Origin of the sequence: Allobosea sp. BK604 (assembly GCF_004341515.1) — a bacterium.
GTDB lineage: Bacteria > Pseudomonadota > Alphaproteobacteria > Rhizobiales > Beijerinckiaceae > Allobosea.
In genome coordinates this window covers 77,218-100,970 of sequence record NZ_SLZF01000005.1, presented here as the reverse complement: position 1 = coordinate 100,970, position 23,753 = coordinate 77,218, and the positions used below count along the sequence as shown (strand labels likewise).

The 23,753-nt window shown below is 68.4% G+C and carries 16 protein-coding genes; 4 read left to right on the top strand and 12 right to left on the bottom strand.

The window, feature by feature from the left end; translation table 11 throughout:
• Positions 1–10 precede the first annotated feature (10 nt).
• The 3 genes from EV560_RS16400 (at position 11) to EV560_RS16390 (ending at position 3,463) form a co-directional block, all read left to right on the top strand.
• Positions 11–1,951, top strand: coding sequence for a glycoside hydrolase family 127 protein (locus EV560_RS16400; protein WP_131856867.1), 1,941 nt, complete (start codon positions 11–13; stop codon positions 1,949–1,951).
• Positions 1,948–3,042, top strand: a complete 1,095-nt coding sequence (locus EV560_RS16395) for an ABC transporter ATP-binding protein (protein ID WP_131856866.1) — start codon at positions 1,948–1,950, stop codon at positions 3,040–3,042. Before EV560_RS16400 ends, EV560_RS16395 begins: the two co-directional genes overlap by 4 nt.
• Positions 3,043–3,208: 166 nt before the next feature.
• A complete protein-coding gene (locus EV560_RS16390) occupies positions 3,209–3,463 on the top strand; it encodes a DUF2171 domain-containing protein (RefSeq protein ID WP_131856865.1) in 255 nt (84 codons plus the stop codon).
• A 152-nt stretch (positions 3,464–3,615) separates the two neighbouring features.
• Here the strand turns inward: EV560_RS16390 and EV560_RS16385 are convergent, their stop codons facing one another.
• The 5 genes from EV560_RS16385 to EV560_RS16365 all read right to left on the bottom strand — a co-directional run bounded on the left by EV560_RS16385 (position 3,616) and on the right by EV560_RS16365 (position 8,112).
• Positions 3,616–4,149, bottom strand: a complete 534-nt coding sequence (locus EV560_RS16385; RefSeq protein WP_131856864.1) for a peptidylprolyl isomerase — start codon at positions 4,147–4,149, stop codon at positions 3,616–3,618.
• A 40-nt stretch (positions 4,150–4,189) separates the two neighbouring features.
• Positions 4,190–5,305 carry an ABC transporter ATP-binding protein gene (locus tag EV560_RS16380; protein WP_131856863.1) on the bottom strand — a complete coding sequence of 372 codons (1,116 nt, stop codon included), beginning with the start codon at positions 5,303–5,305 and terminating at the stop codon, positions 4,190–4,192.
• Positions 5,302–6,144, bottom strand: coding sequence for an ABC transporter permease (locus EV560_RS16375; RefSeq protein WP_207908045.1), 843 nt, complete (start codon positions 6,142–6,144; stop codon positions 5,302–5,304). Before EV560_RS16375 ends, EV560_RS16380 begins: the two co-directional genes overlap by 4 nt.
• Positions 6,137–6,775 (bottom strand): ABC transporter permease, encoded by a 639-nt coding sequence (locus tag EV560_RS16370; protein WP_165923496.1) that lies wholly within the window; start codon positions 6,773–6,775, stop codon positions 6,137–6,139. Before EV560_RS16370 ends, EV560_RS16375 begins: the two co-directional genes overlap by 8 nt.
• A 242-nt stretch (positions 6,776–7,017) precedes the next feature.
• The gene (locus EV560_RS16365) at positions 7,018–8,112 is read right to left on the bottom strand and encodes an extracellular solute-binding protein (RefSeq protein WP_131856861.1); all 1,095 of its coding nucleotides are present in this window, start codon (positions 8,110–8,112) and stop codon (positions 7,018–7,020) included.
• A 228-nt stretch (positions 8,113–8,340) separates the two neighbouring features.
• On the opposite strand from EV560_RS16365, the gene EV560_RS16360 reads away from it, so the two are divergent.
• Positions 8,341–9,243 carry a LysR substrate-binding domain-containing protein gene (locus EV560_RS16360; protein ID WP_131856860.1) on the top strand — a complete coding sequence of 301 codons (903 nt, stop codon included), beginning with the start codon at positions 8,341–8,343 and terminating at the stop codon, positions 9,241–9,243.
• A gap of 125 nt (positions 9,244–9,368) precedes the next feature.
• Here EV560_RS16360 and EV560_RS16355 read toward each other — a convergent pair whose 3' ends face one another.
• The 7 genes from EV560_RS16355 to EV560_RS36420 form a co-directional block, all read right to left on the bottom strand.
• Entirely contained in the window at positions 9,369–10,817 is a 1,449-nt protein-coding gene (locus EV560_RS16355) for an FAD/NAD(P)-dependent oxidoreductase (protein WP_131856859.1), read from the bottom strand.
• Positions 10,814–11,134, bottom strand: coding sequence for a (2Fe-2S)-binding protein (locus EV560_RS16350; protein ID WP_131856858.1), 321 nt, complete (start codon positions 11,132–11,134; stop codon positions 10,814–10,816). The genes EV560_RS16355 and EV560_RS16350 overlap by 4 nt, the downstream gene beginning before the upstream one ends.
• The gene (locus tag EV560_RS16345; protein WP_131856857.1) at positions 11,115–12,236 is read right to left on the bottom strand and encodes an NAD(P)/FAD-dependent oxidoreductase; all 1,122 of its coding nucleotides are present in this window, start codon (positions 12,234–12,236) and stop codon (positions 11,115–11,117) included. Before EV560_RS16345 ends, EV560_RS16350 begins: the two co-directional genes overlap by 20 nt.
• A 2-nt stretch (positions 12,237–12,238) precedes the next feature.
• Positions 12,239–14,245, bottom strand: coding sequence for a hydantoinase B/oxoprolinase family protein (locus EV560_RS16340; protein WP_131856856.1), 2,007 nt, complete (start codon positions 14,243–14,245; stop codon positions 12,239–12,241).
• Positions 14,246–14,247: 2 nt separating this feature from the next.
• The gene (locus EV560_RS16335) at positions 14,248–16,290 is read right to left on the bottom strand and encodes a hydantoinase/oxoprolinase family protein (RefSeq protein ID WP_131856855.1); all 2,043 of its coding nucleotides are present in this window, start codon (positions 16,288–16,290) and stop codon (positions 14,248–14,250) included.
• A 241-nt stretch (positions 16,291–16,531) separates the two neighbouring features.
• Complete coding sequence (locus EV560_RS16330; protein ID WP_131856854.1) at positions 16,532–17,128, bottom strand: IMPACT family protein; 597 nt, start codon at positions 17,126–17,128, stop codon at positions 16,532–16,534.
• 87 nt (positions 17,129–17,215) lie between these two features.
• Complete coding sequence (locus tag EV560_RS36420; RefSeq protein WP_248312082.1) at positions 17,216–23,635, bottom strand: autotransporter-associated beta strand repeat-containing protein; 6,420 nt, start codon at positions 23,633–23,635, stop codon at positions 17,216–17,218.
• Positions 23,636–23,753: the final 118 nt, after the last annotated feature.

Sequence of the window (23,753 nt, the reverse complement as noted above, 5' to 3'; positions counted from 1 at the left end):
GGGTGAAGCCATGACCTCTCTCGACCAGCCCAAAGCCAGCGGATACCGGCCTCCGGCCGTGCCCGATGTCGACGTTCGCGGATTCTGGGGCGAGCGCATCGACGCGGTCGCCGACAGGACTGCGATGATCCTCTACGAGCGCTGCGTCGCAGCCGGCATGTTCGACCAGATCGACCCGGCGCGGCCGGTGCCGCCGGTGAGGATGCCGTGGCACGCGCGCGCCGACGGCTCGCCCGACACGGTCAATGTCCAGATGTTCTGGGATTCCGACGTCGCCAAGGTGATCGAGACGGCGGCCTATGCGCTCTACCGCAAGCCGAATCCCGATCTCGAGGCGAAGGTCGATGCGATCATCGACATGTTCGCCGGGCTGCAGCTGCCGGACGGCTACATGAATTCCTGGTTCATCCGCATGCAGCCGGGACAGCGCTGGACCAATCTGCGGGACTGCCACGAACTCTACTGCGCCGGGCACCTGGTCGAGGGCGCGGTCGCCTATTTCCACGCGACCGGCAAGCGCAAGCTGCTCGACGTGATGTGCCGCTATGCCGACCATATCGACGCGATGTTCGGGCCGCGACCCGGCCAGAAGCCGGGCTATTGCGGGCATGAGGAGATCGAGCTCGCGCTGATCCGCCTCGGCCGGACGACCGGCGAGCAGCGCTATCTCGACCTCGCCCGCTATTTCATCGATGCGCGCGGCCAGCAGCCGCATTATTTCGACGTCGAGGCGGCGGCGCGCGGCGCCGACCCGGCGCAGTTCCGCCACAAGACCTATCAGTACAACCAGTCGCATCTGCCGGTGCGCGGGCAGACCAAGGTCATCGGCCATGCCGTGCGTGCGATGTATCTCTATTCGGGCATGGCCGATGTCGCGACCGAATTCGGCGACGACACGCTCACCGATGCGCTGAAAGTTCTGTGGGAGGACCTGACCTCCAGGCAGATGTACGTCACCGGCGGCATCGGCCCGGCGGCGAGCAACGAGGGCTTCACCGACTATTACGACCTGCCCAACGAGAGCGCCTATGCCGAGACCTGTGCCGCCGTCGGCCTGATGATGTGGGCGAGCCGCATGCTCGGGCGCGGGCCGGACCGGCATTATGCCGACATCATGGAGCAGGCGCTCTATAACGGCGCCCTGTCGGGGCTCTCGATCGACGGTTCGCGCTTCTTCTACGACAATCCGCTCGAAAGCCGCGGCGGCCATCATCGCTGGACCTGGCATCGCTGCCCGTGCTGCCCGCCGAATATCGCGCGCACCGTCGCCGCGATCGGCAGCTACATGTACGGCGTCTCGGGCGACGGTATCGCAGTGCATCTCTACGGCGCCAATACGGCGCGGCTCAACGTCGGCGCGACGGCGGTGACCTTGACGCAGGAGACGCGCTACCCGGCCGATGGCCGTGTCGCCATCGCCATCCGCCTCGACAGCCCGGCGAGCTTCAACCTGGCCCTGCGCGTACCCGGCTGGTGCGAGACGGCCGGGCTCTCGCTGAACGGGCAGGGCGTCGAACCGGGCGAGATGCGCGGCGGCTATATTCATCTCACGCGCGAATGGCGCGACGGCGACAGGCTCGAGCTCGACCTGCCCATGCAGGTGCGCGCTCTGCGAGCGCATCCGGCCGTGAAGGCCGATCTCGGCCGTGTCGCGATCGCGCGCGGTCCGCTGATCTACTGCGCCGAGGAGGTCGACAACGATGCCGATCTCAACGCGCTGATCGTGCCGGCTGACCTTTCGCAGGCGCGAACCGCGGAACTGCCAGGCCTCGCCGGCACGGTGGCGATCGAGATACCGGTACAGCGTGAGCAATGGCCGCAGCGTGCCGGCAAGCTTTATGATTCCAGGCCTCCGGAACTCGCGCGGACCACGGCACGGCTGGTGCCCTATCACCTCTGGGACAACCGCGAGCCCGGCGAGATGCTGGTCTGGCTCAGGACCGGACAATGAGCCCGCACGACACGAACCCCCGAGACAAGGCAACGATCGAGCTCAAGGGCGTCCGCAAGAGCTTCGGCTCCGTCGACGTCATCCACAATCTCGACCTGAAGGTGGAGGGCGGCGAGTTCGTCGTCTTCGTGGGGCCCTCGGGCTGTGGCAAGTCGACCCTCCTGCGCATGATCGCGGGGCTGGAGGATGTCAGCAATGGCGACATCCTGATCGCCGGCAAGGACGTCACCGATCTCGATCCCGCCAAGCGCGGCATTGCCATGGTGTTCCAGTCCTATGCGCTCTACCCGCATATGAGCGTGCGCGAGAACCTCGCCTTCGGGCTGGAGATCGCCAGGACGCCGGCGGCCGAGATCGCGCGGCAGGTCGACATCGCGGCGGAGATCCTGAAGATCGGCCCGCTGCTCGATCGGCGCCCTGGCCAGCTCTCCGGCGGGCAGCGGCAGCGCGTCGCGATTGGTCGAGCCATCGTGCGCAAGCCCTTGGTCTTCCTGTTCGACGAGCCCCTGAGCAATCTCGATGCCGAGCTGCGCGTCAGCATGCGCGTCGAGATCGCGAGGCTGCATCGCGAGCTCGGCAACACGATGATCTATGTCACGCATGATCAGACCGAGGCGATGACGCTGGCGGATCGGATCGTCGTCCTGCGCGACGGCAGGATCGAGCAGGTCGGATCGCCCCGGGACGTCTATGAGAACCCGGCCAATCTCTTCGTCGCGGGCTTCATCGGCTCACCGCGAATGAACATCATCGACGGCGTGCGCCTCGCCGGCGATCGGGTCAGGATCGCCCAGTCGGAGATCGCGCTCGGGGATCCCGTGCCGGCCGGCGAGGGCGAGAGCGTCAAACTCGGAATTCGCCCGGAACATTGGATCGTCCAGGATCGCCAGGACGCCTCCCTGCCGGCGCGACTGGAATTCGCCGAGTACCTCGGCAGCACCAGATATCTGCATTGCGCGCTGGCAAGCGGCGATATCGTCACGGTCGAGCAGCGCGGCGGGCGAGACTGGCAGCCAGGCGAGACGCTATGGCTCAATTTCGATCGTCCGAAGCTCAAATTCTTTTCAGCCAGCGGCCAAAGGGTGGCCTGAGGCGCTACGCGGGCAGGGGGCATGTCATGCCAGCGCAGCGGGGGATTGCCGATCACGAGGCGGAGCTTGCCCGCCTGACGAAACAACATCACGAGCTTGCGCGTTCAACGCGGTGACCGCCGATCGCTGGCGTCACACCCACCATCCAGGAGCAAGGGGTCCGCAAATGAACGACACGCGCATCAAGGAGCATATGGATGTGATCGGGGCGGACGGCGTCCATGTCGGCACCGTCGATCGCGTCGAGAACGGCAGGATCAAGCTGACCAAGGCCGATAGCGGCGAGGGCCGGCACAAGGGCCACCATCATTTCATCGACCTGGGATTGGTCGCGGATGTCGAGGGGCAGAAAGTGCGCCTCTCGGCCAATGCGGCAGTCGCCGTCACGTTCGAGGAGGAGCAGTCGGGCAAGCCCGCTTAGCTCGCATCGGCTTTCTCCGAAAGCCGCGAGCGACGTTTCGGGCCGATGCGCCAGAGCATTTCGGCGTTTCTTCGAACCGCGAAAATGCTCTATCTATTTGTTTTGACGCATTTTCTTCACGCGAACCGGTATCCACTTCGCTCGAAAATGCGCTAAAGCTCTCGGACGGACAGCACCGGGATTGGTCGCTTCACGAACTGCCCGTCCTCGCCGCGCGCGTGCAGGCGCTCCAGCGTATCGAAACCCTCGATCACCCGGGCGAAGGCGGAGAAGCCCTGTCCGTCCGGATTGCGCCTGCCGCCGAAATCGAGCTCCGGCTCGTCGCGCAGGATGATGAAATATTCCGAGCCCGGCGTGCCGGTGCCGCGCCGCGCCATCGACATCGTGCCGCGCACATGGCGCAGGCCGGTGACGCTGGTCGGCTCGATCGGCGGCCGCTCGAAGGGCAGGGTGTTGTCCTTCTGCTCGTACCAGCCCCATTGCACGGTGCTGACCTTGTGAAGGTCGTCGGGCTGGTTGCGCTCGTTGAGGATGCGGAAGACGGAGCTGCCGTCGAGATGGCCGCCGCGCACATGCGCGAGGAACGTCGCCGAGCTGACCGGCGCCTTGTCCGTGTTCACGCGGATGGTGAAGCCGCCGCACTCCGTCTCGACGCGGACCTCGGGCAAAGCGTGTTCGGCACTCATGTCGTGCTCCCGATCGGCTGCACAGGGGCTGGAGCAGGTCTCATTCGCTGCGCGGAAAGATCAGCCCGTCGGCCTCGTTCCATGACAGCGTGATCGGCGCGCCGGGCGCGAGTGCGATGTCGCTGCCCGTTGTCGCCGAGAGCAGGCCGACCAGGCGCTGGCCCCTGAAGCTGCATTGCAACTGGACCGCGGGCCCGAGGAAATTCGCGGCCTCGAAGCTGCATTGCGCCTGGCTCCAGCCGGGCCGCGGCGCGGCTGCGAGCTCGAGCCGTTCGCATTTGACGACGAGCGTCGCGGCAGCGCCGCGCGCGAGCGGCCCACTCGTCGGCGCACGGAAGCGTTCTCCCTCGACGTCGATCGTGGCCATGCCGTCGGTCCCGAGCTCGTGGACGGTGCCCTTGAGGAAATTGGCCTGGCCGAGGAAGGCAGCCGCGAACAGGCTGCCGGGGCGGTTGTACATGGTCTCCGGCGTGCCTTCCTGCTCGATCCGGCCCTCGTTCATCAGCACGACGCGGTCGGAGAGCACGATCGCCTCCTCCTGGTCGTGCGTGACGAAGATCGAGGCGATGCCCATGTCCTTGAGCAGGCGGCGCAGCTCGACGCGCATCTCGTGGCGCAGCTTGGCGTCGAGATTGGAGAGCGGCTCGTCGAGCAGCAGCACGTCCGGCTCGATCACCAGCGCCCGCGCGATGGCGACGCGCTGCTGCTGCCCGCCCGAGAGCTGGCGCGGCTTGCGCTCGGCGAAGCGTTCGAGCTTGACCAGCGCGAGCGCGCGCCCGACGCGCTCGCGGATCTCCGGCGCCGGCACCTTCCGCATGCGCAGGCCATAGGCGACGTTGTCGAACACGCTCATATGCGGGAACAGGGCGTAGCCCTGGAAGACGAGGCCGATATTGCGCTTGTTCGGCGGCACCTCGGTGACGTCGCGGCCGTTCAGGCGGATGGCGCCGTGGCTCGGCGAGACGAAGCCCGCGATGGCGCGCAGGGTCGTCGTCTTGCCGCAGCCGCTCGGGCCGAGCAGGGTGATGATCTCGCCCGGCGCGACGTCCAGATCGATGCCCTTGACCACTTCGAGCGTGCCATAGCCGATGCGCAGCCCCTCGACGCGCACCGATGCGCCGGCAGGGGCGGGACGAGGGGCCTGCTCCAGTCTCATTGCTTGATCCGATCGAGGGGAACCAGACGGCTCGCCGTGAAGAGGGCGACGACGGAAACCGCCATCAGGAGGGTCGAGACCGCGGCGATGGCCGGGTCGAGGCTGTACTGGACGTAGTTGTAGACCGAGATCGGCAGGGTCGAGGTCCGCGCCGAGACGAGGAAGAGCGAGAGCACCGCGTTGTCGAAGCTCATCAGGAAGGAGAACAGGATCGCCGCGTAGAGCGCCGGGCGGATGATCGGCAGCAGGATCGTCAGATAGATCCGCCAGCGCGCGGCGCCGAGATTGGCGGCGGCCTCCTCGATCGAGCGGTCGACGCCGAGCACGGCCGAATGGATGGTGCGCACGACATAGGGCAGGCAGATCAGGATGTGGCCGAAAGTCAGGGTGACGAGCGAGGAGGCGATGTGCAGCCCGGCCAGGATCTGCAGCAGCGCCAGGCCCATGACCAGTTCCGGCACGAGCAGCGGCGAGTTCAGCAGGCCGGAGACGGCCTCGCGGCCCCTGAAATCGAAGCGCGCCAGCCCGTAGGCGGCAGGCACGCCGAGCAGCAGCGCGCCCAGCGTCGCCAGCACGGCGATGATGAGGCTGTTCCAGGCCGCGCCGACGAAGAGGTCGCTGTTCAGCGCCTGATGGTACCAGCGCAGCGACAGGCCCTGCGGCGGGAAGCGCAGGAGCTCGCGCGGCTCGAAGGAGGAGCCGATCACCACGATGAGCGGCGCGAGGATGAACAGCAGGAAGAGCACGACATAGGCGAAGAGGGCGGTGCGCGCGAGGTCGAAGCGCCGGGTCGTGCGGCGCGGCATCGTCGGGGTCGAGGCGGTTGCGCTGTCAGTCACGGGACCTCCGCGTGACGAAGCCGGCAAGCGCCAGGAGGGCGAAGGTCGCGACGACCATGACCACGGCAAGCGCCGCGCCGAGCGCCAGATTATTGGCGGTCATGACCTGCTGGTAGATCATCGTCGCCATCAGGCGGACACGGTCGGAGCCGATCAGGGCCGGCAGCACGAAGGCCGCGATCACATGCGCCAGCACCAGCACGCAGCCGGCGGCGATGCCGGGCAGGCTGAGCGGCAGGGTGACGGTCCAGAACACCTTGGCGCGCGAGGCGCCGAGGCTGCTCGCCGCCTCGCGCAGGGCGGGATCCTGCCCGCGCAGCACCGAGGCGATCGGCAGGATCATCAGCGGCGCGAGGATATGCACGAGGCCGACCGTGACGGCGCCGGGGGTGTAGAGCAGCTGCAGCGGCTTGTCGGTGATGCCGAGCGAGATCAGCAGGCGGTTCACGTTGCCCTGCCGTCCGAACAGGATCATCCAGCCGAAGCTGCGCACCACGACGCTGACGAAGAGCGGCAGGATGATCACCGCCATGGTGAACATGGCGAAGCGTGAGCCGGACTGGGCGATGTAATAGGCGACGGGATAGCCGAGCAGCAAGGTCAGCAGCGTCACGCTGACGCCGAGCTGCAACGTGCCCCACAGGCTTTCCAGATAGATCCGGCCGGTGAAGATCTCGACATAGTTCGCGAGCGTGAGCCCGTCGGACTCGCCCGAATGCAGGCTGAGATAGACGAGATAGGCGAAGGGCAGGACGAGCAGGACGGCGACATAGAGGCAGGCGGGGCCGACCGCGGCGAAGACCGGCGAGCGATCCTTGCGTGGTGCGGCCTCGCGCGCCGGCAGCGCCGCCGCGGCTGGTTGGGCGAGCGCGCTCAGCTTGCGATCTCCTGGTTCCAGCGCTTGATCCAGGCGCCCATGTTGGTGGCCATGAAGCGCTCGCTCGGGACGTTGACCTCGTCGGGCTTCGGGATGCGCTGGGCCAGCGAGCCGCTATAGCTGACCTTGGTGTTGACCGCGCCGTAGAACATCTTCTCGCAGAAGGGCTTCTGCACCTCGACACTGAGCGCGTGGTTCACGAGCTGATAGGCGGCGTCCTCGTTGCCGCCCTTGATCACGCCGATCGCCGGGCCGTTCGAGGCAAGGCCGTCGCTCGGCTTCACGAAGGCGACCTTGCCGTTCGATTCGTCCTGCGCGACGAAGGTGCGCCCGTCCCAGCTCGGCCCGATGATGCCCTCGCCGTTTAGGAGCATCAGGATCGGGTCGTTGATCGAGCCGAAGAACTTGAAGACGTTCGGCTTCATGCGCTTCAGCGCGTCGAAGGCGGCGTCGACGTTCTGCTCGCTGCCGGAGAGGGCGCGGGCAAGGTTGACCAGAACCTCCGGCCCGCGCACGCCGGCATTCAGCCCGTTGAAGAAGACGTTGGCGCCGAAATCGCCCTTCACCGTGCGCTCGACGAACTCCTTCCACGAGGCCGGCGGGTTCTTCACCTGGTCGGTCGCGTAGGCGAGCCCGATGCTGAAATAGTCGAACATCGAGCCGTGGCCCTGCCATTGCTCTTTGAACTTGACGTGGATGTCGTCGATATTCGGCACCTTGTCCGGCGAGAGCGGCAGCAGCTTGCCGGAGTCGAGAAGCTGGATGAAATCGTCGCCATTGCCGAAGGCAAGATCGAAGGGCGGGTTGCCCTTCGCCGCCAGCGAGGACATGGCGTGGGTCTTCATGTTGCCCGGCACCATCTTCACGCTGATGCCGGTCTTCTTCTTGAAGGTATCGGCGACCTCGCTGCCCCAGATCGTCATGAACGAGCCGCCGCTCATCGGCACGACGAGCTCCTTGCCCTGGGCGCGCAGCGAGGTGGAGCCGAGATAGGGCGCGCAGATGGCCGCGCCGCCCATGGCGAGCAGTGAGCGCCGGGTCGGCTTCCACAGACGAGATGCAGGCTTGGACCGATGGATCGCAGACGTCATCTGGCAGCTCCTTTCATGGCGCGGCGGTACCGCCGGGGTGAGGGTAGGGTCGGCAGGTGAGCGCCGGCAATCGCGGGGAAGGTCATCATCGCGCCAGGGCGCGCCCGGTTTGACGGCATGAAGGCTGCATGCCGGGCAGCCGGCCGGCTCCCCAAGCACGGGAGCTGCCTGTAGGCTGGCCGAAAACGGGGCACCGAAGAACGGGGAACGAATGCCGGGGTTTCACACGTGCTGAATACGCGCCAGCTCGACGCCTTCAGATGCGTCATGGAAGCGGGAGGGATTTCACGGGCAGCGGCGAGCATGAATCTCTCCCAACCGGCCGTGAGCAAGCTGATCACCATGCTCGAAGCGCGGCTCGGCTTCGTGCTGTTCCGGCGCGAGCATCAACGCCTGGTGCCGACGGCGGAGGCCCGCGTCTTCTACGAGGCGACGAAGAGCGTGTTCGGCCAGTTCAACCGGCTCGAGCATCTCGCGAGCAATCTCAAGCGAGCGGGCTTCGGCCATCTCGTCGTCGCCGGCGTGCCGACGGCGGGCCTCAGCGTCCTGCCGGCGATGATCAGCCAGTTCCAGGCCGAAAGGCAGGACGTCTCGGTGTCGCTGCAGGTCCAGAACACGCCGAAGCTGATCGATCTCGCCATCTCCCAGCAGATCGATGCCGCCGTCTCGGTGCTGCCGGTCGACGACCCGGCCGTGAGCAGCGAGAACCTGTTCCGTGGGCGCTGGGCCTGCGTCCTGCCGCCCGGCCATCGCCTCGCCCGGAAGGATGTGATCCTCCCTGCCGATCTCGCCGGCGAGCCCTTCATCTCGCTCGGCGACGAGGACCGGATGCGCCATCTCATCGACGATATCTTCGCGATGGAGGGCGTCGCGCGCATCCTGCGCACCAGCACCCAGCTTTCCATGGCGGCTTGCGAATTCGTGCGCGTCGGCGCCGGCGTGACGCTCGTCGACCCGCTGACCGCCGCGGCGCCGACCAATGCCGATCTCGTCGCCAGGCCCTTTGACCATCCCGTGCAGTTCGAGCTGACGCTGCTCACCCCGAGCGCCCGGCCGCCATCCGCCGTCCGCGACGAGTTCATCGCGCATCTCAGGCGCGAATTCGCCGCGCTGGCGCGCAAGCTCGGCTGAGCTGGAGCGCCTTCGAGCGAAGTGGATGCCGGTTTGCGTGAAGAAAATGCGTTGAAACAGCGAACCAGCGAATTTTCGCGCTTCGAGGAAACACGGAAATGCTCTGGACAGGGCGGGCGCGTGCGTCATCGCACCACCGCCTTGACCGCCGCCGGGGTCGTCGGCAGCGCGGCGAGCTCGCCGAGCGTGACCGGCTTGAAGGGCGGGCGCTGGTGATAGGAGCCGACCGTCGCGGCATCGCTGCCGCGCGCATCGGCGATCAACTCGGTGACCGTGAGGCTGCATTGCCGGCCTTGGCAGGGACCCATGCCGCAGCGCAGGAAGATCTTGAGCTGGTTCGGGCCGGTGACGCCGCCGGCGACGGCCTCGCGGATCTCGCCAGCCGTGACCTCCTCGCAGCGGCAGACGATGGTCTCGGCCACCTCCGGCACCCGGAAGGCCTTGGGCGGACGATAGAGCGCGTCCAGAAAGGCGCGGCCGGCCGAGTAGCGCTCGAATTCCGCCCTGATCGGCGTCGCGCGCCGGTCGCGCTCCTCAGCGGTCAGCCGGCCGAGCCGGCAGAGTGCGCCGAGCGCAGCAAGCGTGCCGCCAAGCGTCGCGGCCTCCGCGCCGCGGATGCCCGCGCCGTCGCCGGGGATGCTGAGGCCGGGAATGCTGGTCTGCATCCAGGCATCGGTGCGCGGAACGAAGCAGAGCCCGGCCTCGTCCCAGTCCTGCTCGCAGCCCACCGCATTGGCGAGGTTGATGTTGGGAACGACGCCCTGATGCAGCAGCAGCGTCTCGCAGGAGAGCGTCGTCTCGCGGCCGTCCTGGCCATAGACGATGCGGGAGAGATTGCCGTCCGCATCGGCTTCCGCCCTCAGCGTGGTCACGCCGGCGGCGAAATGGGCCCGCCGGGCCTTCAGCATCAGGCGCAGGCCCTTGGCGAGATAGGGCGAACGCAGGAAGTCCGGCAGATGCGGCAGCGCCCGGCGCCAGTTGCCGCGCTCGGCGGTGTCGAGCACCGCGACGATGTCCGCGCCGGCGGCAAGGAGCTGGGCGGTGACGAGGAAGAGCAGCGGCCCGCAGCCGGCGACGATGACGCGCCCGGCCGGCACGAGCGCGCTCGCCTTGAGCGCGATCTGGGCGGCACCGGCCGTCATGACGCCCGGCAAGGTCCAGCCCGGGATCGGGAAGGGCCGCTCATGCGCGCCCGTCGCGGCCACGACCTCGCGCGCGTGGATGTGGCGGGCGGCCCCCGCGAGCGAGACGCCGATCTCGAAGCCCTTCGGCCCGTCGGGCGCCAGGCTCCAGACCGTGGCGTGGCGGGCATAGCTCGCCGCGCTGCGCTCGAAGCGCTCGACGACGGCGTCGCCTCGCACGAAATCCGCGCCCAGGATGGCGCGGCGCTTCGCCGGCATGCCCGAGATACCGCGATAGATCTGGCCGCCCGGGGCGCCGTTCTCGTCGAGCAGCAACACGGAAAGACCGGCCTCTGCCGCCTCCGCCGCCGCGGACAGCCCGGCCGGCCCGGCGCCGATGACCGCAAGATCGTAGCGCTCGTCCAGCGCGCCGACAGTGCCCGGCTGCTTCATCGCGCGCCCTCCGCGAGAGGCTCGTCGGCGATGGCGCGGGCGCCGTGCTGGCTGCGGACCGCCATGCCCTCGCTCACCGGGACGAGGCAGGCCTGGCGGTTGCCGATGCCGTCGATCGTGACGAGGCATTCGAAGCAGACGCCCATCATGCAATAGGGCGCGCGCTTCTGCCCGCCGACGGGCGTCGTCCGGCAGGAGACGACGCCCGTCGCGAGAAGGGCGGCCGCGACCGTTTCGCCGGCCCGCGCCGTGACGGATCGGCCGTCGATGGAGAAGCGGACCGTCACCTCTTCGCTCTCAGGCAGCCTTCGGAACATTCAGCCTCCTCGCCGAGAAACAGGCCAGGTCGTCGGGCAGGCGTCCAGCGCGGATCGCGGGGGCCAGGATCTGCGCATGCGCCGCCGCCAGCGTGACGCCGGAATGGCAGGTGGCGACGAAGGCGCCGGGCCATTCGCGCGACTGCTCGTAGATCGGGAAGCCGTCCGGGCTCATCACGCGCGAGGCCGACCAGGTGCGCACCACGTTGAGCCCGGCGAGCAGCGGGAACATGCGCACCGCACGCTGCGCCATCACCGAGATCACCGGGTAGGTCACCTGCGTGTCGAAACCCAGGTCCTCCTGGCTGTCGCCGACCATGACGCCGCCCTCGTCGGTCTGGCGCACGGTCTGGACCGGGTAGTTCAGGAAGGGCGCCGCCTTCTCGGTGATGATGATCTGCCCCTTGCTGGGCACGACCGGCGCCGACAGGCCGACCATGGCGGCGAGCCGCGCATTGTCGAGCCCGGCCGCCAGGACGACGCGTCCAGTCGTGAACTCGCCCCAGGGACCGCGAATGCGAAAGCCGTCCTGCCCGGGCACGATGGTGTCGACCGGGTGCTCGGGCCGGTAGGAGACGCCGAGCCGCGCCATGGCGACATGCAGCGCGCGGAACAGGCGCAGCGAGTTCACATGGCCGTCGAGATCGCAATAGATCGCCCCGACCACGTCGGGGCCGATCGCGGGCAGGCGCTTCCTGACGCCTGCATGGTCGAGGATTTCGTAGGCATATTGCGGCGCGCCGGTCTGCGCCTGCATCACCTTCATGGTGCGGATGCGCGCATCCATCTCGGCATCCGACAAGCACATCAGGAAGCCGCCGGGCCGCTCATAGGCGACGTCGATGCCGGATATCTCGCGCACCGATGCGGCGAGCCCGGCCCAGCCATCGGCGGAGTCCATCGACCACGTCGCGTATTCGGGCATGCCGACGCCCTTGGACGAGACCCAGACCAGCGCGAAATTCGCCCGCGAGGCCCGGCGCGCGATATCGCCCTCGTCGAGCACCGCGACCCGCATGCCGGGCTGCTGCGCGAGGCCGAAGGCGATCGCGGCTCCGACGAGCCCGCCGCCGATCACCGTGATGTCCGCGGCTGCCGTCATGGTCACTGCGCCGCCATGCGCGGGGCAGGTTCGCGCCGCCTTGCCCGCCCGCTCAGCTCGTCGAGCGCTTCGGCCAGCGCAGCGTCGAGGCTCGTCTCGTCGACGGTGGCGCCCCGCCGGGTCAGTGCCTGCTCGACCAGCACGAGCAGGTTCTGGCGCAGCGCCGGCTTCTGGGCGAGCACCTTGATGGCGAGGCTCGAGCGCATCTGCGCCGGCCAGATCCTGTTGTAGGCTTCCTTCTCGGGGCCGTAGTCGAAAAGCTCCGGCGCCGCCTTCCGCAGCACCGCCCGGCGCGCCGCCGTGGCGTCGGCATCGATCGTGCCGTCCGCGCCGAAGACGAGCCCGTAGACGCGCTCGGCATGGGCTGCGGTGACGAGACCGGAGCGCAAATCGCGCGCGATCGCGTCGAGCGCGCGGTCCAGCGGATCCCCGAAGCCGCCTCCGGCCGAGGTCGTGATGCGCAGCACGTCGCCGGCGGCAAGCTTGAGCACGTCGATCTTGCCGAGATTGCGCTCGTCGGCGCGGCCGGGATTGAGGATCGCCTGGCCGAGCCGGCCATGGGCGCCGCCTTTGAAGCCCCAGGGGCGGAAATGGAAGCGGTTCATGCCGCGCACCGTGGTCAGTGCCTCGAAGCCGGTATTCTCCAGCTCGATCATGAGCGCCGCGCCGCCCTGGCGCTCGCCGGGCGACTGGCTGTCCGGCACCAGCGCGAAGCGGCGCACGCGCAGCACGGTGTCGGCCTCGATCAGTTCGGTCGGCACGCTCTTGACCTGCCCGAAGCGCGGGTCAACCGCGTTGACGCCGTCGCAGGTGGCGCGCCCGCCGCTGCCGCCGATCAGCGGGTTGACGACGCCGACCGTCGTCTTGCCCGTGCGCGGATGCGGCGCACTCAGCGCCATGATGCCGATCTGGCCGGGGCCGCTCGCCAGCACGCCGCCGGGCACCGCCTGGTTGAGGCAGGCCATGATCGAGTCGAACACGCGGGCGCTCGAGGCGACGCGTGCGCCGCCCGCGGCCGGCAGCTCCGCATTCACGATGGTGCCGCGCGGCGCGATCGTCTTGATCGGCCGGAGCAGGCCGCCATTGCGGGGCGTGTCGGGCTGCTGCGTCAGGATGAAGTTGAGCAGCGCCTGCACGAGATAGGGATGGGTGCGGTCGCCCGTCGTGTAGTTATACGCCGCCGGCACCTGCGGGTCGGAGCCGGTGAAATCGACCTCGATGCCGTCGCCCTCGATCCGCAGCGTGGTCATGATATGGGCGTAGTGGCCGGGCTTCAGCAGCTCGACATAGTCGGAGAACGAGTAGGTCCCGTCCGGGATCGCGGCGATGACCGTGCGCGCCTTCGCCTCGGCGAAGTCGAGCACGTCGCGCATGCCGCTCGAGACCTGCTCGGCGCCGTAGCGCTTGCACAGCTCGACGAGGCGCCGCTCCATGCCCTTCAAGGCCGAGAGCATGGCCTTGAAGTCGCCCCACATGTCGTCGGGGATGCGGCTGTTGTAGAGGAAGATGTCGCGCACCTCGGGCACGATCTCGTCGTTGCGGCAGAGCCGCATCGGCCTGACGCGCACCCCTTCCTGGAAGACCTCGGTGAAGGAGGGCGAGATGCTGCCCGGCACGCCGCCGCCGATGTCGGAGGCGTGGATGAAGGTCCAGCCGACGGCGATCAGCTTGCCCTCGTGGAAGACCGGCCGCAGCATCGTCACGTCCATCAGATGCGTGACCATGCCGTTCGTCGTGAACGGGTCGTTGGTGATGTAGACGTCGCCAGGCTGCATCGTCTCGCGGCCGATGAAATCGAGCGTCGAGTGCAGCGGCAGGCCCATGAAGATGTTCACGCCGGACTGTTCGGGATGCGAGAACAGCTCGCCCTCCGGCGTCGCCAGCGCGCACTGGAAGTCCTGCGCCAGCTTCACATAGGTGGTGAAGGCGGTGCGGTAGAGCGTGGCGGAGGCTTCCTCGACGATCGCCGTGAAGCGGTTGTTCATCATCGCAGTGCGGATCGGATCCATCGTCAGTTCGCCCGCGTCATCAGGAGGTCGCCGGAGGCCTGCGTCTCGGCGACGAAGCCGGGGATCACGAAGATCGTCGTGTCGCTCTGCTCGATGATCGCGGGGCCTATGACCCGCGTGCCGACGCCGAGCGTGTCGCGGTCATGCACGGGGGCGCCTTCATAGAGCGTCCCGTCGAAGCGCAGCGAGCGCGCCGTCTGCGACTGGCCGGGCTCCTGCGAGGCCAGCGCGATCGCATCCATCGCCGGCATCGGCAGGGCGCCGGCGATGCGTACGCGCAGCTCCAGGATCTCGATCTGCGCCTCGCGGTCGGCGTGGCTGTAGAGCCGCTCGTGCTCGGCGTGATAGGCCTCGTGGATCGCGGTCAGGTCGCCCTTCGCCACCGCCTCGGCCGGCAGCAGCACGTTGAGCGAGAAGAACTGGCCGAGATAGCGCATCTCGGCCCAATGCTCCGTGCGGGTGGCGACGAGGTCGCTCTTGCCGGCCTGTGCCGCGAGCCAGGTTTGCGCGCCCTGTTCCAGCTCGCCGAAGCGCCGCGCCAGGGCCGGACCGTCGAAATCGCTACCGTAGACGGTGGCGACCATGTCCTGCACGAGCTCGGAAACCAGTCCGCCGAAGGCGCAGAAGACCGAAGGCGTGCGCGGCACCAGCAGGCGGTTGATCCCGAGCTCATGCGCCAGCAGCGGACCGTGCAGCGAGCCCGCCCCGCCGAACAGCACGAGCGTCAGCTCCTCCTGGTCGACACCGTGGCGGGCGAAATAGGGCAGGGCCTTCGCCACCATGTTCGAGCTCGCGACCGTGATGCAGGCCTCGGCAGCGTCCTCGACCGGGATGCCGAGCTTCGCCGCCAGCGGTTCGAAAGCGTGGCGCGCCGCCACGATGTCGAGTTTCATCCGGCCGCCGAGGAAATTGTCGGGGTCGATATAGCCGCAGAGCAGATAGGCGTCGGTCACGGTCGGCTGCGTGCCGCCGCGCCCGAAACAGGCCGGGCCCGGCCAGGCCCCGGCGCTGCGCGGGCCGACGCGCAGCACCGTGCCGTCGAGCCAGGCGATCGAGCCGCCGCCGGCGCCGACCGCCTCGATGCCGGTGACGGTCATGGTCAGCGGGAAATCGCCGACCTTGGCCTCGTTGGTCACGGTCGGCCTGCCGTCGAGGATCAGCGACATGTCGGTGCTGGTGCCGCCCATATCCATGGTCAGGAAGCGCCGCTCGGGCTCGGCCGCGGCGAAGAAGCGCGCCGCCGTCACACCCGAGGCAGGGCCCGAGAGCAGCGTGTGGATCGGGAAGCTGCGGGCCTCCTGCGCCGCGAGCGCCCCGCCATTGGAGCGGGTGATGAACAGCCGCGTCCCGGCCAGCCGCTCGGCGAGATAGGCCTCGACCTGGCCGACATAGGTGCCGAGCCGCTTGCGGACATAGGCGTTGAGCACGCAGGCGATCGAGCGCTCGTATTCGCCGATGCGCGGCAGGATTTCGCTCGAGATGCTGACGTCGAATTCCGGCGCCACCTCTGCCACTGCGGCGGCCGCGGCGCGTTCGTGGTCCGGATTGGCATAGCTGTGAAGGAAGGCGATGGCGATGCTGGTCGCGCCCTCGGCCTTCGCCGCCAGCACGGCCTGCCTGACCTGCTCGATCGCGATCGGGGCGTGCACGGAGCCGTCCGGCTCCAGCCGCTCGTCGACCTCGAAGACGAGATGACGCGGCACCAGCGGCTCGGTCCGGCCCGCATCGATGCGGATCGGGTCGTTCAGGCGGAAGCGCTGCAGATCGAGGATGTCGCGGAAGCCGCGCGTGACCAGGAGCGCCAGCACCGAGCCGTTGCGCTCGATCACCGTATTGGTGCTGACGGTGGTGCCGTGCATGACGACGACCGTCTCGCCCGGACGCGGAACGAGACGCGTGACGATCTCCTCGAAGCCGGCCTTGAAGCCGTCGATGAAGTTCGGCGGGGTCGATGAGACCTTATAGGTGGTCAGGCTCGCCGGATCGTCGCGCCATGCCGCAAAGTCGGTAAAGGTCCCGCCGACGTCGACGCCAATTCTCAGCACCGCTTTCAACTCCTCGAATTCTACGAGGATATTGGCTGCGGATGGAGGCCGAGGGTCAAATCGAAATGCTGCATGGCTTGATAACGCGAAGCTATGCCCGGCTGAGTCTCGGCCTTCGATGATCTGCTCGATCGCGGTCGACTTGCGCCATGTTCGACCTGGGCCTGGAAGCAAGCATCCTGCGCCGACAAGCTGGCCGGCAGCTATCGACCGCTGAAGGCTTGGGCCGGTGTCGGCGCCATCATTCGTCCCATCGCACGAACGCGCGGCCGCTGCTGAGATCCGTCGCCAACCGGGTCACCAGATCGGTTTCCTCCTTTGGAACCGAGATCGAGAGCACGGCGCCGGTGCTGGTGAAGGCCTGATCGCGCAACTGCACGCCGGGCAGCGCTTCGAGACGCGCCTGGACCCGCGCCAGATCGCCGAACGGGCAGGTGATCGTCGCCGTGGCGGTTTCGACCAGCGCGACCTTCTTGCCCTCGCGCAGGCCAAGGGCGGCCGTGCCGCCATAGGCCCGCATCAGCCCGCCGCTGCCGAGCAGAACGCCGCCGAACCAGCGGGTCACGAGAATGGCGACGCCATCGAGAGCCTGCCCATCGATCGCAGCGAGGATCGGCTTGCCGGCAGTGCCGCTCGGTTCCCCGTCGTCGTTGAAGCGATAGCCCTGCCCGAGACGCCAGGCCCAGCAATTGTGATTGGCCGCCGGATCGGACCAGGTCGCGATGAAATCCCGGGCGCCGGCCTCGTCGGCGACCGGGCCGGCCGTTCCGATGAAGCGGCTCTTCCTGATCTCCTGCCGCACGGTGATGGGCTCGATGAGGGTAAAGCGCTCGGCCATGCGCCGCTGTATCACGGCCCGGCGCGGGCGGCGTCAAGACTGGCTTGCCGACCGGAGCCCGGCATGCGCCTCCGGTCGTTCTTGCCGTCAGAACCTGACGGCTAAATTCGCCTTGAACGCATGGTCCTGCGCGTCCTGGGCGAGCTGCCCGGTATAGGACACACCGAGCGTCGCGCTCTTGCTGATCGCGACATCCAGCCCGGCCTCGATCAGCGCCGCGTTCCTGGCGATCGGCAGGCCCGAGACCGTGAACGGGTTCGCGCCGGCGAAGGCGAGCGTCGCCTGCGGGTCGACATCGCCGAAGGCATGGCGCCAGGCGAGGCCGCCGCGCAGGGTCAGGTCCATGCCCGAGAGCGCGAAGGAGGTCGAGGCGCGCAGGCCCAGCGTCGAATAGCCGAGGCTGGTGTCGTCGCTACGGCCCGAGAGACCGGCGATGCCGCCGGTCTCGTTGAAGCCGTCGGTGTGGAGGTTGACGTAAGCGAGGCCGGCGAAGGGCTCGAGCGCGACCTGCCCGACATCGAAGCGGTAGCCGAGCTCGCCGAAGACCTGGGCCGTGCCGGCATTGTAGTCGCTCTTCAGGCTGTTGCCGAAGCCGGCGAAGGCGACCGTGCGGCTGGTCTCGACATCATGCCAGGTGTAGCTCGCACCGGCTCGGAGCCCGAGCGCGCCCCACTGTCCGCCGCCGTAGAGGCCGATATGGTAATTGTCGCTCTCGCCCGAAGAGAGCCTTCCCTTGGCGTCGAACTCCGAGCGGCTGTAGCCGGCGAGCAGGCCGACCCGCATCGTGTCGAACACGGCGACATCGGCGCCGATGAGGAAGCCGCCGGTCGAGCGCGTCAGCTTCTGTGCGTTGCGGTCACCATCGGTCCTTCCCCATGAGCCGTAGCCCTGGCCCCAGACGGCGAAGCGTTCGGTGGCGAGCCGGGGCAGCGGCCCCTTCACGGCGGGCGCAAGATCGGCGGTGAAGCCATAGTTCATGGTCGCCATTGGCGCCGCGCCGACAGAGCCGAAGGCCGAGCGCAGCCGGTCGTTCATCGTGTTGCGCAGGGTCGAGCTCTCCTCGACCAGCGCCGTCCTGGCCGAGGCATGGATCTCGCCGGAGAGCAGGTCGAAGGCGCTCCGCGCCGTGGCCGCATCGAGCATCAGCAGGCTGTTATAGAGCGCCAGCGTCCCGCCGACCTGCGGCAGGCTGTTGAGCCCGACCGCCGTGGCGTATTGGTTCGGCGTCGCCGCCACAATCTGGAACACGGCCGGCGCCGCGCCGGGACCGGTCGGAGCACCAGGATCGTTCTTGACGTTGATGGTGAGATCGACCTCGCCGGTCTTCGGGTCGAGCCCGACATCCAGGAAGGCGGATGTGGTGGTGACCTGGGCGAAGGCGCCATTGACGCCACCTGTCGCGCTGATCAGCGTGTAGCGCTGGCCCCGCTGGTAACTCGTCTGCGGATCGAGTGCGGTGAACGTCACCTCGCTGCCGGTCACCGTCGCCGAACCGGAGACGATGATCCGGTCGGCGCTGCCATTGCCGGCGATCTCGACATCATAGATCGAGCCCGGCGCCAGCACGAGGTCGCCGTTGATAGTGAGCGTGCCGATCGAGTTGCCGGGAGCGATCGTGCCGCCGGCCTGGATGATGGCCCCGCCCAGCGTGCCGTTGCCGCCGAGGATGGCGCCGTCCTGGACCGTGACGGTGGAGTGGGCGAGCGAGCCGTTGACCGCGAGCCGCCCGGCCGCGACCGTGGTCGGACCGGTGAGCCCGCTGATCCCGGTCAGGTTGAGGCTGCCGGCGCCACGCTTGGTGAAGGAGCCGGTGCCGTCGATCGCATTGGCGAGGACCGCGTTGCCGGGCTGGTCGATCACCAGCGCGGCCTTGTTCAGGATCGTGCCACTGCCGAAGCTCGTGGCCGAGCCGACCAGCGTGCCGGCCGAGATCAGCGTGCCGCCGCTATAGGTATTCGCACCTGTGAGCGTGAGCGTGCCCGCACCGAGCTGCGCGACCTGGCCGCGGCCCGAGATCACACCGCCGAAACTGACCGCATCCGAGCGGTTGAAGGCGAGCGTGCCATCATTGGCGACATCGCCCAGGATCGAGCCGGTCGTCCCGCCATCGCCGATCTGCAAGGTGCCGGCCGGGATCCCCGTATGGGTGAGCGTGCCGCTGCCCAAGACCGTGGTGCCGCTGGTATAGGTGTTCGAGCTGGTGAAGCTCAGCGCTTCCGAGCCGTTGAAGGCAAGCGTGCCGCTATTGGCGGCATCGTCGGCAAGCGAGAACAAGCTGGCCGTGATCGTCGTGCCGCCGGTATAGGTGTTGGTGCCGGTCAGCGTGACGGTGCCGGGGCCGAGTTGCTCGACCGCGCCGCTGCCCGAGATCGCGCCGGAGAAGCTGACATTATCCGCGCGCTTGAAGGCGAGCGTGCCGTTATTCACCACGTCGCCGGTGATCGAGCCCGTGGTGCCGCGATTGCCGATCTGCAAAGTGCCGGCCGCGATCGTGGTGCCGCCGGCATAGCTGTTCGTCCCGGTCAGGACCACCGTCCCGGTTCCGTCCTGGCGCAGCGCGCCGCTGCCCGTGATCGCGCCGGAGAAGACGATGGCGCCCGAGCGGTTGAAGGCGAGCGTGCCGTTATTGGCGACGTCGCCCAGGATCGAGCCGGAGGTGCCGCCGTCGCCAAGCTGCAAGGTGCCGCCGCTGATCGTCGTGCCGCCGGTATAGCTGTTCCGGCCGCTCAGGATCTGCGTGCCGGCGCCGGCCTTGACCAGCGTCAGCGCCGCGTCGCCCGGCTCGCCGTCGCTGAGAGTGCCGGCGAAGGTGGCGGCGCCCGAGGGCAGCGCGACGGTGAGCGTGCCGAGCTGCGTGTCGTGGCCGTTCACGACGAGGCCCGAGCCCGCGAGCGAGCGCACGGTCGTGCTGTGGCCATTGACCATCAGCGCGCCGGTTGCCGCGAGCGTCACGTCCGAGTTCGGCGAGAAGGCGGCGTCGGTCAGCGCGGTCAGCTTCACGCCCGCACCGATCGAGGTCGGCCCGCTATAGCTGTTGGCGCCTCCGAGCTCGACTGCACCGATATGGCTATCGCTATTGACGAAAGCGAGCGCCCCGCCGGCGCCGTTGCCGTCGCTGATGCCGCCCGAGAGCGTCATCACCTGGCCGTTGACATCGACCGCGCCGCCGCTGGCGTTGACCTTGATCGCATTGGCGAAACTGTTGATGAAGCTGGTGCCGGCCCTGAACGTGCCGCCGTCCAGCACCAGCGCGCCCGAGCCGAGCGCGTCAGCGCTGCCGGCCTGCAGCACGCCGGCCGACACCGTGGTGCCGCCGGAAGAGGTGTTGACGCCGGAAAGTACCAGCGTGCCGGCGCCGCGCTTGGTCAGGCCGCCGATGCCCGCCACAGCCCCGCCGAGCTCGAACTGGGTGCCGGCCGCGACATCGACGCTGCCGGTGCCGGCCAGCGTGACCGACCGGAACATGGCGAAATCCGCCGTGGTCGCGAGCGTGCCGCCATTGAAGGTCAGGCCGCCGGCTGCGTCGCCGAGATTGGCGTTGGACGCGACCTGCAGCGTACCGGCATTGATCGTGGTGCCGCCGGCATAGGTGTTGCTGCCGGCGAGCACGATCGTGCCGGCGCCCGTCTTGGTCAGGCCGCCCGTGCCTTCGATCACGGCGTTGATCGTCGCGGTGAGGCCGGGATCGATGCGCAGCTCGGTCGCTCCGGCGACCTGCAGAGCGCCGGGGCCGTTCAGGACGTAGCCGTCTGTGGCGAATTGCAGGCCCGCGACCTGCTGATTGCCGGCGAGCGTCACGGAGCCGCCGGCTGGGCCGGCGAAGACCGCGGTCAGGTTCGACCAGGCCGAGGCGACATTGCCCGAGGAACCTGTCCAGTTCGTGCTCGCCGCATCCCACGTGCCGCTGCCGCCATGGACGCTGCCGTCGGCCGTCGTCCGCGCACCGTTCCAGAATTGCAGCGTGGCGACGCTGGCGAGGAGGTTGATCTCGCCGGCATGCGTGGTGTCGACGCTGAATTCGTAGCCGGCCGGCACGATGCCGAAGAGCAGGCCGCCATCGGTCAGCGCACCGGCATAGTTGAACAGCCGGTAGCTGCCGGCGCCGAAGCCGGCCTGCGGCGTGATGTCGAGTACGCCGTCGAGCGTGAGGGCGCCGTTGACCACGACGAGATCATTGAGATTGCCGCCGACCACGCCGGGCGTGCCGAGTTCGTAGCCGAGCCGCGACTGGTTGTTGAGCACGAGCGAGCCGACCGTCAGCGTCCCCGGGCTCGAGCCCGGCGCCAGGATGCCGCCATCGGCGACCGTGACCGCGCCGGCGATGCTGCCGGAGCCGCCTAGTGTGCCGCCGGCCGCGACTGTCACCGCCGCACTGGCAAGCGAGCCCTCGACGCGAAGCAGGCCGCCATTGATCGTGGTGCTGCCGCCATAGGCCTGCGCGCCGGTCAGCACCTGCGAGCCTGCGCCCTGCTTGACGAGGCCGCCCGTACCCGAGATCACGCCGTCGAAGCTCTGGTTCGTCGCATCGCCAAAGGTCAGCGTGTTGGCGCCGAGCGTGACGGCGGTGCCGGCAGCGCCGGACAGGGCGCCGATGGTCTGGTTCGCGCCGGAGGCGCTGATGTCGAAAGCGCCGCTGCTGAGCGTGACCGCGCCCGTCGCGGCGAGGCTGCCGCCGGCACCCAGCGCCAGCGCGCCGCCGCTCACCGTCGTGCCGCCAGTATAGGTGTTCGCGCCGGTCAGCGTCTGCGTGCCCGAGCCGGCCTTGGTGAGGCTGCCGGTGCCGCCGATGCTGCCGCCGAAGCTCTGGTTGGTCGCATCGCCGAAGGTCAATGTATGGACGCCGAGCGCGACGCTGCTGCCATTACCGCCGATCAGCGCGCCGATGGTCTGGTTCGTGCCGGAGCCGCTGATGTCGAGGGTCGCACCGGCAGCGACGTTGACGGAGCCAGCCGCGGCGAGGCTGCCGCCGGCTCCGAGAGCGAGCGTGCCCGCGTCGATCGTGGTGCCGCCGGTATAGGTGTTCGCGCCGCTCAGGACCTGCGTGCCGGAGCCCTGCTTGACGAGGCCGCCGGTGCCGCCGATCGTGCCGGCGAAGGTCGCGTTGGCCGCGCTATCGATCGTCAGCGCATTGACGCCAAGCGAGACCGCGCTCCCGGCAACGCCCGACAGCGCGCCGATGGTCTGGTTCGCGCCTGACGCACTGATATCCAGGACCGCGCCGACACCGGAGAGGTTCAACGCTCCCGTTCCGGCGATGCTGCCGCCGGCCGCGAGCGCCAGCGTACCGGCATCGATCGTGGTGCTGCCGGTATAGGTATTCGCGCCGGCCAGGGTCACCGTGCCGATGCCGGTCTTGGTGAGGCCGCCCGTGCCGGAGAGCACGCCTGACAAGGTGAAGTCCTGCGCCCCCTGCACGGTCAGGCCACCTGAGCCGATCACGATGGCGTTGGTCAGGTCGAGCCCGGCGACCGAGGAGCCGATGCCCGTACCGCTCGCTTGAATGGTTGACGAGCCGAACGCCCCGGCATTGTCGATTGTCACCGAGCCGCCGCCGAGGGTGACGGAAGACGCGGTCGAGATGCCGCTCAGCGTCCAGTCGCCGCTTTGAACGTCGAGCGTGTTGAAATTGATGTAGTTCGCCAGGCTGAGCGCGCCCGACGCCGGACCGCCCACGGCCTGATTGAGCTGGAGCGTGTTGTTCCCCCCGGCTCCGCCATCGACGACACCTGCCGCGGCGAAGCTCAGGCTGAGGCCGGTGACGCCGAGCGTATTGCCGGACGTCCCGAGACCGGCCGTGACGCTCGATCCGGTCCTGGCCGTGAAGGTGTTGGTGGTCCCGGCGCCGAGCGAGACGCTGCCGGTTATGGTGCCCGCGTTGATGAAGCTGTTGCCCACTCCGGGCGTGCCCGGCGCCTGGAAGGCAACGCGGCCGTTGATGATGCCGGTGCTGGAATTGGTGAAATTGACCTGCCCGCCGCCATAGATGGCAACGGCCGGCATGTCGCCCGTCGCCACGCTGAGTCCCGCGAGCGGCGATACCGCGATCGTCCCAGTGTTCGTGACGGTCGAAACGCCGCCGGTTCCGTTCTGGAGCGCGAGCGCCATTCCGGTCAGGCCGGGCAAGTTGGCGCCAAGAAGACCGCTGGTGCCGCGCAGCACGCCGCTATTGTTCACGGTCACGGTGCTCGCATTCGCGTTGCCGATCACCAGGCCCGAGGACAGAATCGAGCCCTGGCCCAGAAGCATCGGATCGATGGTGCCGGCATTGTTCAACGACACATTGTTACCGCTGAACGTCATCGCGGTGCCGCCGACGCCGAGCAGCACGCCGACGCCGGCACCCGCATTGATATTGACGGTTAGATTATTGCCGCCGTTTGCGTAGGACGGCGCCAGCGGATTGGCCGCGCCGTTGCAGGTGATGGTGCCACCCGCAGCGAAACATGCCGCCTGCGCATCGTATGTGCCGGCAGCTGAAAAGCCACAGAGCAGGGCCAGCACCGACACCGAGCGTCCGAAATGTGACCGGTAAGAGAGTCTCCGACGAACCGTCCGATCCTCGCGCTTCCCCGCTCCAGAAGCCTTCACGTCGCCGTTACGCATAGCCGAATCCCGTCGTAGCCTC